The organism is Mycobacterium ostraviense (assembly GCF_002705925.1).
Classification (GTDB): Bacteria; Actinomycetota; Actinomycetes; order Mycobacteriales; family Mycobacteriaceae; genus Mycobacterium; species Mycobacterium ostraviense.
The window spans coordinates 4,143,492-4,155,364 of the sequence record NZ_NKRE01000001.1; the positions used below are offsets into that span (position 1 = coordinate 4,143,492).

An 11,873-nucleotide genomic window follows, 5' to 3' on the forward strand; every position below is an offset into this window, starting at 1 on the left:
CCCGTTACCCGCAATCGCGCACCAGCAGGTCGGCGATCGTTTCGCGGCGAACCAGTTCGCGAGCCCGGCCGCCACTGATCGCCACCAGCGGCGGCCGCCCGACCATGGTGTAGTTCGACGCCATGCTGTGGTGGTAGGAGCCGGTACCCGCCACGGCCAGCAGGTCGCCGGCGTGGATATCCGCCGGGAGCTCGACATCGCGGGCGATCTCGTTGCCGGCTTCCCCGTGACGGCCGGCCACGGTGACGGCCCGCCGTTGCGTGCGGGCGTGCCGGTTGGCCAGGGCGACCGTGTACTGCGCGCCGTCCAGCGCCACCCGCGGGTTGTCGCCTATTCCGCCGTCCACTGCGACCACGGTGTGGCCATTCGGTCGCGTCTTCACCGAGCAAACCCGGTACAACGTGACACCGGCACGCGCGCTGATGCCGCGACCGGGTTCCACGACGACCGCCGGGCGTGGGAAGTGCTCGGCGGCGCAGGCCTCGTCCAGCGCATCTTCGATGACGCCGGCCAACACGTCGAGGTCGAGTTCTGCGTCTCCGCTGAGGAAGGGGACGGCGTGGCCGCCGCCGATGTTGAGTTCGGTGAGGATGACGCCGTGGTGGGCGCGGATGTCGGCCATGGCGGCGATCAGCCGGCGGATCGCTTCGCCGTAGCGGGCCGGGTCGCAGACTTGCGAGCCGATCTGGCAGTGGAGCCCGACCAGATCGAGGATCGGATGCGCCAGCACCGCCCTTACCGCCTCGGCGGCATGGCCGCCGGTGAGGGTGAAGCCGCCAGTCTGGTCGCTGATCCCGGTGACCGCGCGGTGGCCGTGGATGTCGGTATCGGGGGTCACTCGGATGAGTACCCGCTGGCGCCGGCGTGCCAGGCCGGCCAGGTAGGCGATGTCGAGGCTGGAATCCAGGACCAGGCGCCCGACACCGACGGCCACCGCGTCGCGCAGCTCGTCGGGCGATGTGGTGTCGCCGTGCATGACGATGCGGGACGGATCCAGGCCACCGGCCAGGGCGACCGCCAGCTCGCCCGGTGAGCAGACGCCGATGCCGAGTCCCTCTTCGCGGGCCCAGCGTGCCACCGCCGTGGTCAGCAGCGACTTCCCGGCATAGACGATCTCGACATCACGCAACGCGGTGTGGTATCGGCGGGCGCGGTGGCGGAAGTCGGTTTCGTCGATCAGGTAAGCCGGGGTGCCGAACTCGTCGGCGATGTCGGCGAGCGGCATGCCGCCGATGCACAGCCGGCCGTCTTCGTCGGAACTGGCGGTGGTCGGCCAGATCGCGGGGTCGAACCGCCGCGGTGCCGCGTGGCCGATGGACGGCAGCAGGTCGAGCAGTGTCATGGCTCCACCATGTTCCGCGGCCGAGGCGGGTACCGGTGTCCTGACGTTTTCTTGACGGCGGCGGGCTCGATATTGACGAATCGGCCGCGCCCTAGAATGGCCGCATCATGACCGCACCGGGGGCTGCTAGCCCAGATACCCCGATCGCGGGGCTCGTCGAATTGGCGCTGGCCGCGCCAACCTTCCAACAGCTGATTGCGCGCGCCTCCGATCGACCCGACGAATTATCCCTGGTAGGGCCGGCCAGTGCGCGCCTGTTCGTCGCTAGCGCACTGGCGCGGCAGGGTCCGCTGCTGGTGGTCACCGCCACCGGCCGCGAGGCCGACGACCTGACCGCGGAACTACAGGGTGTTTTCGGTGACGCGGTCGCGGTGTTTCCGTCATGGGAGACGCTGCCGCATGAGCGGCTCTCACCGGGTGTCGACACCGTCGGTGCTCGCCTGCTGGTGCTGCGCCGGCTGGCCTATCCCGACGACGCCACGCTGGGCCCGCCGTTGCGGGTGGTGGTGACCGCGGTGCGCTCACTGCTGCAGCCGATGACGCCGCAGCTGGGGCGGCAGGAGCCGGTCACCTTGAGGGTGGGGCAGGAGATCGGCTTCGACGACGTGATCGCCCGGTTGGTCGAATTGTCCTACACCCGGGTGGACATGGTTGGCCGGCGCGGCGAGTTCGCCGTGCGCGGCGGGATACTCGACATCTTCGCCCCGACCGCCGAGCATCCGGTGCGCGTCGAATTCTGGGGCGACGAGATCACCGAAATGCGGATGTTCTCGGTCGCCGACCAGCGCTCCATTCCGGAAATCGAGGTCGACACGCTGGTGGCGGTCGCCTGCCGTGAGCTGCTGCTGACCGACGACGTGCGGGCGCGGGCCGCCGAATTGGCCGCGCAGCACCCGGCCGCCGGAGACGCCGTCGCCGGCAGCGTCTCCGACATGCTGGCGAAGCTGGTCGAGGGCATCCCAGTCGACGGGATGGAGGCACTGCTGCCGGTGCTGCATCCCATGGAAGATGGGGCAGACGGGGAAAATGGGGCCCATGCGTTGCTGACCGACCAGCTGGCCGAGGGCACCCCGGTGTTGCTGTGCGACCCGGAGAAAATCCGGACCCGGGCGGCTGACCTGATCAAGACCGGGCGGGAATTCCTGGAGGCGGCGTGGTCGGTGGCCGCGCTGGGCACCGACGCCCCCGTCGACGTCGAGCAGCTCGGAGGCTCGGGTTTCGCCGAGTTGGATGACGTGCGCGCCGCGGCAGCCAAGTCCGGTCACCCGTGGTGGACGCTGAGCCAGCTGTCGGACGAGTCCGCGATGGAACTCGACGTCCGGCCCTCGCCGTCGGCCCGGGGCCACCAGCACGACATCGATGAGATTTTCGCGATGCTGCGCGCCCACGTCAGCACCGGTGGCTACGCCGCGGTCGTCGCGCCCGGCACCGGGACCGCGCACCGGGTCGTCGAGCGGCTGGCCGAGTCCGACACGGCCGCGGCCATGCTGGACTGCGGCGCGACGCCCAAGGCGGGCGTCGTCGGCGTCCTGAAGGGGCCGCTGCACGAGGGCGTCGTCATTCCCGGCGCCAACCTGGTGGTTATCACCGAGACCGACCTCACCGGTAGCCGGGTCAGCGCCGCCGAGGGCAAGCGGTTGGCCGCCAAGCGGCGCAACACCGTGGATCCGCTGGCGCTGACGGCCGGCGACCTGGTGGTGCACGATCAGCACGGCATCGGCCGGTTCGTGGAGATGGTCGAACGCACCGTCGGCGGCGCCCGGCGCGAATACCTGGTGCTGGAGTACGCCTCCAGCAAGAGGGGCGGCGGTTCCGACAAGCTGTACGTCCCGATGGATTCGCTGGACCAGCTGTCGCGGTATGTCGGCGGGCAGGCGCCGGCGCTGAGCCGGCTGGGTGGTAGCGACTGGGCCAACACCAAGACCAAGGCGCGACGCGCGGTGCGTGAGATCGCCGGCGAGCTGGTCTCGCTGTACGCCAAGCGGCAGTCCAGCCCCGGACATGCGTTCGCGCCGGACACGCCGTGGCAGGCCGAGATGGAGGACGCGTTCGGTTTCACCGAAACCGTCGACCAGCTCACCGCGATCCAAGAGGTCAAGGCCGACATGGAAAAGCCGATCCCGATGGATCGGGTGATCTGCGGCGATGTCGGCTACGGCAAAACCGAGATCGCGGTGCGGGCGGCGTTCAAGGCCGTCCAAGACGGTAAGCAGGTGGCGGTGCTGGTGCCCACCACGCTGCTGGCCGACCAGCATCTACAGACCTTCGCGCAGCGAATGTCCGGATTCCCGGTGACCGTCAAGGGTTTGTCGCGGTTCACCGATGCCGCCGAGTCGCGCACGGTGATCGAGGGGCTGGCCGACGGGTCGGTGGACATCGTCATTGGCACCCACCGGCTGCTGCAGACCGGGGTGCGCTGGAAAGACCTGGGCCTGGTAGTGGTCGACGAGGAGCAGCGGTTCGGCGTCGAGCACAAGGAGCACATCAAGTCGCTGCGCACCCACGTCGACGTGCTGACCATGAGCGCCACTCCGATCCCGCGCACGCTGGAGATGAGTCTGGCCGGGATCCGCGAGATGTCGACCATCCTGACCCCGCCCGAAGAGCGTTATCCGGTGCTGACCTACGTCGGCCCGCACGACGACAAGCAGATTGCGGCGGCGTTGCGGCGGGAACTGCTGCGCGACGGGCAGGCCTTCTACGTGCACAACCGGGTCAGCTCCATCGACCGGGCCGCGGCCCACGTCCGCGAGCTGGTGCCCGAGGCTCGGGTAGTGGTCGCGCACGGGCAAATGCCCGAAGACCTGCTGGAACGCACCGTGCAGGGCTTCTGGCACCGCGAATACGACATCCTGGTGTGCACGACGATCGTGGAGACCGGCCTGGACATCTCCAACGCCAACACGCTCATCGTCGAGCGCGCCGATACCTTCGGGCTGGCCCAGCTGCATCAGCTGCGGGGCCGGGTCGGGCGCAGCCGCGAGCGCGGCTATGCCTACTTCCTTTATCCGCCGCAGGCGCCGCTGACCGAGACGGCCTTTGACCGGCTGGCGACCATCGCGCAGAACAACGAGCTGGGCGCGGGCATGGCGGTGGCGTTGAAAGACCTCGAGATCCGCGGGGCCGGCAACGTGTTGGGCGTCGAGCAGTCCGGGCACGTCGCCGGTGTCGGGTTCGACCTGTACGTGCGGCTGGTCGGTGAGGCCGTTGAAGCATACCGGGCGGCGGCCGACGGCCAGACGGTAACCGCTGCCGAGGAGCCCAAGGGCGTGCGCATCGACCTGCCGGTCGATGCGCACCTGCCGCCGGACTACATCGGCAGCGACCGCCTGCGTTTGGAGGCCTACCGGCGGCTGGCCGCCGCCGCATCCGACGGCGAGGTCGCGGCCGTTGTGGAGGAGCTCAACGACCGCTACGGGCCGCTACCCGAACCCGCCCGGCGGCTGGTGGCGGTGGCGCGGCTGCGGTTGCTGTGTCGCGGCTCCGGCATCACCGAAGTGTCGGCCCCGTCGGCGGCGACGATGCGACTGTCGCCGCTGAACCTGCTGGACTCCGCGCAGGTTCGGCTCAAGCGGATCTACCCGGGGGCGCATTACCGGGCGACTACGGCTACCGTGCAGGTCCCGATTCCACGTGCCGGCGGGGTCGGCTCCCCGCGTCTTCGAGACGTGGAATTGGTGCAGATGGTGGCCGACCTGGTGACGGCGCTGGCAGGCACACCGCACAAAGATATTGGTATAACGAGTCCGTCCGGCGACGATACGGGGCGCCCCGTGTCGAGTAAGGAGCGACGAGCGCGATGATTGTCGTCCTGGTCGACCCGCGCCGCCCGTCGCTGGTGCCGGTCGAAGCCATCGAGTTGCTTGGCGGCCCGGTGCAATACACCGAGGAGATGCCGGTCGCGGTGCCGTGGTCGCTGCCCGACGCACACCCGGTGCATATGGGAGACGACGCACCGGTGTTGTTGTCGTCGGACCCCAATCATCCGGCCGTGGTGGCACGACTGGCCGGCGGAGCGCGACTGATTTCGGCACCGGATCGCCAGCGCGGGGAACGACTGCTCGACGCCGTGTCGATCATGGACAGACTTCGCACCGACGGACCGTGGGAAAGCGAACAGACCCACAACTCGTTGCGCCGCTACCTGTTGGAGGAGACCTACGAGCTGCTCGACGCGGTGCACCGCGGCGATGTGAACCAGCTGCGCGAGGAACTCGGCGACTTGTTGCTGCAGGTGCTTTTTCATGCCCGCATCGCCGAAGACGCGGCGCTGCTTCCGTTCACCATCGACGACGTCGCCGACACGCTGATCCGCAAGTTGGCCAATCGCGCGCCGGGAGTTCTTGCCGGACAAGAGATTTCGCTTCAGGAACAGATGATTCAGTGGGAAGAACGTAAGGCGGCCGAAAAGTCCCGGAACTCTGCCTTGGATGATGTCCACACCGGTCAGCCGGCATTAGCGTTGGCGCAGAAGGTTATTCAGCGCGTCAGCAAGGCGGGGCTACCTCCGCAACTGATCCCTTCCGGCATCATCTCGATCACCGTTTCGGCGGAGGTCGATGCGGAAAACTCTTTGCGCGCAGCTATTTTGGATTTTGTCGACAAAGTCCGCGGCGCCGAGAAGGCGATTGCGGCCACGCGCCGTGACGACAGCGTTGCCGAGGAACTCGACGTGACACCCATCGGCACCATCACCGCAGAAGAGTGGTTGGCCCACTGGCCCGGACCGACGGACGATGTGCTGGAAACCAGCCCCGAAACCGACCCGGCAGCGGGTAAGGAATCCCGCGGCGGCCCGAAGAAGCGCAAAGGCAGGCGGTAAGACCCGGGCAACAGCAAGCGATCATCCCGAAGTTTGCGACGATGCGTTTGCTGCCAACAGAAACGGGAACAGCGATAGCCAAACACGCTCACAGCTAACCGATATCTACGTGATAACAACCGTATGCCGGTGTGCTGAGCCGCAAACGAGAAGGGGCACGATCGCAACCCGTGGGACGATGATCATGACCAAATCGGTAGCAGACCGGAAGAGGACGTAAGGGGAGCGGCGGCCAGGGCCCGAGCGCAGCCCGCAGCGAAGCCCAGGAGGAGCTCACGAGGAGCCAAGAAGGAGCAGTGTGACGCCGAGACGTTGGTTGCGCGCGGTCGCCGTGATAGGGGCGACCGCGATGCTATTGGCGTCCAGTTGCACCTGGCAGCTCAGCTTGTTCATTCCCGACGGTGTGCCGCCGCCGCCGGGCGATCCCGTCCCGCCGGTGGACACCTACGCCAGCGGCCGGCCCGCCGATCAGTTGCGAGAGTGGGCCGAGCAGCGAGCCCCCGCGCTGGAGATGCCGGTCATCGCTCTCGAGGCCTACGCCTACGCCGCGCGCGTCGCGGAGGTCGAGAACCCCAAGTGCCACATCGCGTGGACCACGCTGGCGGGTATCGGGCAGGTGGAGAGTCATAACGGCACCTATCACGGCGCGACCATTGCGCCCAACGGGGACGTGACTCCGCCGATTCGCGGCGTGCGCCTCGATGGTACCGGTGGCACGCTGCGCATCGTGGACAGCGACCACGGCACCGTCGACGGTGCTTCGGACGGAGACGGGGTGCAGCGTGCGATGGGGCCGATGCAGTTCATCGCCGAGACCTGGCGGCTCTATGGGGTCGACGCCAACAACGACGGCATTGTCAGCCCCGACAACATCGACGATGCCGCACTCTCGGCAGCAGGTTACTTGTGCTGGCGCGGAAAGGATCTCGCGACGCCGCGCGGCTGGATCACCGCGTTGCGTGCCTACAACAACTCCGGTGTTTACGCTCGGGCGGTGCGGGACTGGGCAACCGCTTACGCGGCGGGTCACCCGCTGTAGCAGGATAGAGCGCCGAGCCAGGCTTTACGCTAATGGGCGGTTCGGGACCATAACAGAACCACAGCGCAAAGGAGAATCCAGTGCCGATTATCGAGCAGGTCGGGGCCCGCGAGATTCTGGATTCCCGCGGCAACCCGACGGTCGAGGTCGAGGTGGCTCTGATGGACGGCACCTTCGCCCGCGCCGCGGTGCCCTCGGGCGCATCGACGGGCGAGCACGAGGCCGTCGAACTGCGCGACGGCGGCGACCGCTACGGCGGCAAGGGGGTCAAGAAGGCAGTCCAAGCCGTACTCGATGAAATCGGCCCGGCCGTCATCGGCCTCAACGCCGACGACCAGCGGCTAGTCGACCAGGCGCTGGTCGACCTGGACGGCACGCCCGACAAATCCCGGCTGGGCGGCAACGCGATCCTCGGTGTCTCGCTGGCCGTTGCCAAGGCCGCCGCCGAATCGGCGGAATTGCCGTTGTTCCGTTACATCGGCGGCCCCAACGCCCACATCCTGCCGGTGCCCATGATGAACATCCTCAACGGCGGCGCACACGCCGACACCGCCGTCGACATCCAGGAGTTCATGGTGGCCCCGATCGGCGCGCCGAGCTTCGCCGAGGCGCTGCGCTGGGGCGCCGAGGTGTACCACGCGCTCAAGTCGGTGCTGAAGAAGGAGGGGCTGTCCACGGGTCTGGGCGACGAAGGTGGTTTTGCCCCGGACGTGGCCGGCACCACCGCGGCGCTGGATCTGATCAGCCGGGCCATCGAGTCCGCGGGTTATCAGCTCGGTTCGGACGTGGCACTGGCACTCGACGCCGCGGCCACCGAGTTCTACACCGACGGCACCGGCTACTCCTTCGAGGGTTCGATCCGCACCGCCGAGCAGATGGCCGAGTTCTACGCCGGACTGTTGGCTTCCTACCCCCTGGTGTCCATCGAAGACCCGCTGTCCGAAGACGACTGGGACGGCTGGGCCGCGCTGACGGCGTCGATCGGCGACCGGGTACAGATCGTCGGCGACGACATCTTCGTCACCAATCCGGAGCGACTCGAAGAGGGCATCGAACGAGGTGTGGCAAACGCGTTGCTGGTCAAGGTGAATCAAATCGGCACGCTGACCGAGACACTCGATGCGGTGGCGCTGGCTCACCACAGCGGGTACCGCACGATGATGAGCCACCGCAGCGGCGAGACCGAGGACACCATGATCGCCGACCTGGCGGTGGCGGTCGGCAGCGGACAGATCAAGACGGGCGCACCGGCCCGCAGTGAACGGGTCGCCAAATACAACCAGCTGTTGCGCATCGAAGACACGCTCGGCGACGCCGCCCGTTACGCCGGCGACCTGGCCTTTCCCCGATACCTTGGGGACCAAAAATAGGTTGGCCGCCAACCTGATGCGCGGCTGAAGCGACATGCCCGACGCGAAACGACCCGATTCGAAACGCCGCTCCCCGGCTTCGCGGCCGGGGAAGGCCGGCGATACGTCTCGGGCCCGTCGCTCAGCGTCGCCGTCCCGGCCCGCACAGTCGCCGGCCACCGGCCAGACCACCCGCACCCTGCGCGAGCATCTCGTCGAACCCATCAAGCGCTCGTTCACCGAATCGATGGAACAGCGGTCCGATCAGCGGCTGGGGTTCACCGCCCGGCGGGCGGCGGTGCTGGCCGCGGTGGTGTGTGTGCTCACGCTGACCATAGCCGGGCCGGTACGCACCTACTTCGCGCAGCGCACCGAGATGGACCAACTGTCCGCGACGGAGGCCGCGCTGCGTCGCCAGATCGCCGACCTGGAGCGGCAGAAGAACCAGCTGGCCGACCCGGCCTATATCGCGGCCCAGGCGCGCGAGCGTCTCGGGTTCGTGATGCCGGGCGACATCCCGTTTCAGGTCCAGCTTCCGCCGACGGCGGCGGTGTCGCCCCAGCCTCGCGGCGATGCGCCGACCCCGGCCAATAACGAGCCCTGGTATACCGCGTTGTGGCACACCGTCGCCGATGCGCCACACCTGCCGCCTGCCGCCGCCCCGGAGCCCACACCCGAGCCCGGTCCGCCCGGTGCGGTTCCGCTCAACCCGACGGCGCCCGGTGGTTGACCGGGCCGATCTTCAGGTGGTGGCGCGTCAGCTCGGCCGAGAGCCTCGCGGCGTGCTCGAGGTGGCTTATCGATGCCCCAACGGTGAACCCGGCGTGGTGAAAACTGCCCCGAAACTGCCGGACGGCACGCCGTTTCCGACGTTGTACTACCTGACGCATCCGGTGCTCACGGCGGCGGCGAGCAGGCTGGAGACCACCGGGCTCATGCGTGAGATGACCCATCGGCTCCGATGTGACCCCGACCTGGCTGCGGCGTATCGGCGGGCGCATGAGTCGTATCTGGCCGAGCGTGATGCCATCGAACCGCTGGGGACGGCAGTGTCGGCGGGGGGAATGCCCGACCGGGTGAAGTGCCTGCACGTGCTGATCGCGCATTCGCTGGCCAAGGGTCCCGGGGTGAATCCACTCGGTGATGAGGCGGTGGCGCTGTTGGCCGCGGAACCGGCGGCAGCTGATTTGATTGTGGGGGAGCAGTGGCGATGAGCGGATCGAGAAGACGAATCGCGGCGATCGACTGCGGCACCAATTCGATTCGCCTGTTGATCGCCGAGGTGACCGGCGCCCGCCTGCACGATGTGCATCGCGAAACGCGGATTGTCCGACTGGGTCAGGGAGTTGACGCGACCGGCGAGTTGGCCCCGGATGCTATCGTGCGGACCCGCGCGGCGTTGACCGACTATGCCGCATTGCTGCGGCTGCACGGTGTCGACCGGCTGCGAATGGTTGCCACGTCGGCCACCCGCGACGCCGCCAATCGCGACGCCTTTTTCGCGATGACGGCCGAAGTGCTGGGCGCGGTGATCCCTGGTTCGATAGCGGAAGTGATCAGCGGGGCCGAGGAGGCCGAGCTGTCATTTCGCGGCGCAGTCGGCGAATTAGGTAGCGCCGGTGCGCCTTTCGTGGTCGTGGACTTGGGCGGCGGCTCCACCGAGATCGTGCTGGGGAAGGCCGGTGACGAGGTGGTCGCGAGTTACTCGGCTGACATCGGCTGCGTGCGGCTGACGGAGCGCTGTTTGCACTCCGACCCCCCGACGGCACGGGAGGTCGCCGCCGCCCGAAAGGTGGTGCGGGAGCGGTTGGCAGTCGCGTTGCGGGTGGTGCCCGTCGAGTCGGCTCGGACCTGGGTCGGTCTGGCCGGGACAATGACCACGTTGTCCGCGTTGGCTCACCGCTTGACGGCGTATGATGCTGCGGCCATTCATCTTTCGCAGGTGCCGGGTGATGAGTTGTTGATCGTGTGCGAGCGGCTGGTGAAAATGACTCGCGAGGAGCGCGCCGCCCTGCCGCCGATGCACGAGGGGCGGGTGGACGTGATCGCCGGCGGGGCGATTGTGGTCGAGGAGTTGGCCCGCGAGCTGCGTGACCGGGCCGGCATCGACGAGCTGACCGTCAGCGAGCACGACATTCTGGACGGCATCGTGCTGTCACTGTCCGGATGAGTCACACCTGTCACAGGAGCCACTGTCCGACAGGGGGCGCTCTTGGTGCCCACCTCACTCGGAAAATTCATGGTGACCACTAATGCTGCTGGCCCAGGATGTCTACTTGCGCAGCCTTGATGTCTGACTCTGCTTTTCGGCACGCCTTAACTCTGTTTTCCGCGCTTGTGATGGTGGGCGTTCCGGGGATATCGCACCTGCTCACCGAATCGGCTGTCATTCCGCCGTAGCGAGTGTGCAGTGACGGCTTTGACTGTGTATGGAGGGCGGTAACCGCCGCGAACGGCCGCCCTGACGGCACACTCGGCGCCACCAGCACACACTCGGCGCCGCCAGCGCGCACTCGGCAGCCGCGGGCCACCGACCCAACCGCACCAGCACGCGATTTCCATCTCCCCATACCGGGGCGCAGCCCCACGACCGCTCATAGCGCCAACTCCGGCCGATGTCATACCAGCATGCGACGGTTCGGCAATGAACATCATGCTTCGCGGAATCGAGCTTCGCTACGTGCTGACCATGCAGCTGTCCCAACACGGACTGGCGACCATCGCCGAAGTGCTCGATGCGCTTGCCTGGCATGGATTTTCGGTGCGCGGCAGGGCATCCAAGGCCATCTCGGACGCGTTGCGCTGGGAGATTGCATGCGGCCGGGTTCGCCGACTCGGCCGGGGTCGGTACGGCCCGTCGTACATCCCACGCGACACCTCGACGCGTGCTGGGGTTGCGGGCCTCGGCCCGGGCACCGGCGAAGTCGCTACATGCGTTGAGGGGGCTACGCCCCGGTGTGAAGAGATGAAGGTCTTGGGCTCAGCGCTTGGGTCGCCCTGACGGCGCCGAGTGCGCCCTGACGGCGCCGAGTGTGACAGCTGGCGGGGCCAATCGCCTGGGATGTGCCCCCCTACATACACAGTCAATGCCGTCAGTGCACACTCGATAAGGCGGAATGACAGCCGATTCGGTGAGCACCTGCGATATCCCCCGAACACTTTCCATCACAAGCGGTTTGAGCGACGGCACGGTATCGGTGTGCCGAAACAGAGCCAGCCATCTACTAAGCCGAGCGTTAGTAAGGCGACTTAGGCGGTGATGTAAGCGAGGTGAGGGTCGGCGAAGAATCCGCGGATCGTATTGACTCGCCTTTGAAGTCG

At 67.6% G+C, this 11,873-nt stretch carries 9 protein-coding genes; 8 read left to right on the top strand and 1 reads right to left on the bottom strand.

The window, feature by feature from the left end:
* Positions 1–4: 4 nt before the first annotated feature.
* The gene (gene lysA / locus CDN38_RS19435; RefSeq protein ID WP_075513086.1) at positions 5–1,342 is read right to left on the bottom strand and encodes a diaminopimelate decarboxylase; all 1,338 of its coding nucleotides are present in this window, start codon (positions 1,340–1,342) and stop codon (positions 5–7) included.
* Between the two features lie 107 nt (positions 1,343–1,449).
* On the opposite strand from lysA, the gene mfd reads away from it, so the two are divergent.
* The 8 genes from mfd (at position 1,450) to CDN38_RS19475 (ending at position 11,553) form a co-directional block, all read left to right on the top strand.
* The gene (gene mfd / locus CDN38_RS19440) at positions 1,450–5,145 is read left to right on the top strand and encodes a transcription-repair coupling factor (protein ID WP_075513085.1); all 3,696 of its coding nucleotides are present in this window, start codon (positions 1,450–1,452) and stop codon (positions 5,143–5,145) included.
* On the top strand, positions 5,142–6,164 hold the full coding sequence (locus CDN38_RS19445; RefSeq protein ID WP_075513084.1) for a nucleoside triphosphate pyrophosphohydrolase: 1,023 nt from the start codon (positions 5,142–5,144) through the stop codon (positions 6,162–6,164). Before mfd ends, CDN38_RS19445 begins: the two co-directional genes overlap by 4 nt.
* Positions 6,165–6,462: 298 nt before the next feature.
* Complete coding sequence (locus CDN38_RS19450) at positions 6,463–7,203, top strand: lytic transglycosylase domain-containing protein (RefSeq protein ID WP_075513083.1); 741 nt, start codon at positions 6,463–6,465, stop codon at positions 7,201–7,203.
* An 80-nt stretch (positions 7,204–7,283) separates the two neighbouring features.
* The gene (gene eno / locus CDN38_RS19455; RefSeq protein ID WP_075513082.1) at positions 7,284–8,573 is read left to right on the top strand and encodes a phosphopyruvate hydratase; all 1,290 of its coding nucleotides are present in this window, start codon (positions 7,284–7,286) and stop codon (positions 8,571–8,573) included.
* Positions 8,574–8,607: 34 nt separating this feature from the next.
* The gene (locus tag CDN38_RS19460) at positions 8,608–9,282 is read left to right on the top strand and encodes an FtsB family cell division protein (RefSeq protein ID WP_075513081.1); all 675 of its coding nucleotides are present in this window, start codon (positions 8,608–8,610) and stop codon (positions 9,280–9,282) included.
* Entirely contained in the window at positions 9,275–9,766 is a 492-nt protein-coding gene (locus tag CDN38_RS19465; protein WP_075513080.1) for a DUF501 domain-containing protein, read from the top strand. Before CDN38_RS19460 ends, CDN38_RS19465 begins: the two co-directional genes overlap by 8 nt.
* Complete coding sequence (locus CDN38_RS19470) at positions 9,763–10,722, top strand: Ppx/GppA phosphatase family protein (protein ID WP_075513079.1); 960 nt, start codon at positions 9,763–9,765, stop codon at positions 10,720–10,722. Before CDN38_RS19465 ends, CDN38_RS19470 begins: the two co-directional genes overlap by 4 nt.
* A 474-nt stretch (positions 10,723–11,196) precedes the next feature.
* Positions 11,197–11,553, top strand: coding sequence for a hypothetical protein (locus CDN38_RS19475; RefSeq protein WP_233026945.1), 357 nt, complete (start codon positions 11,197–11,199; stop codon positions 11,551–11,553).
* Positions 11,554–11,873 lie beyond the last annotated feature (320 nt).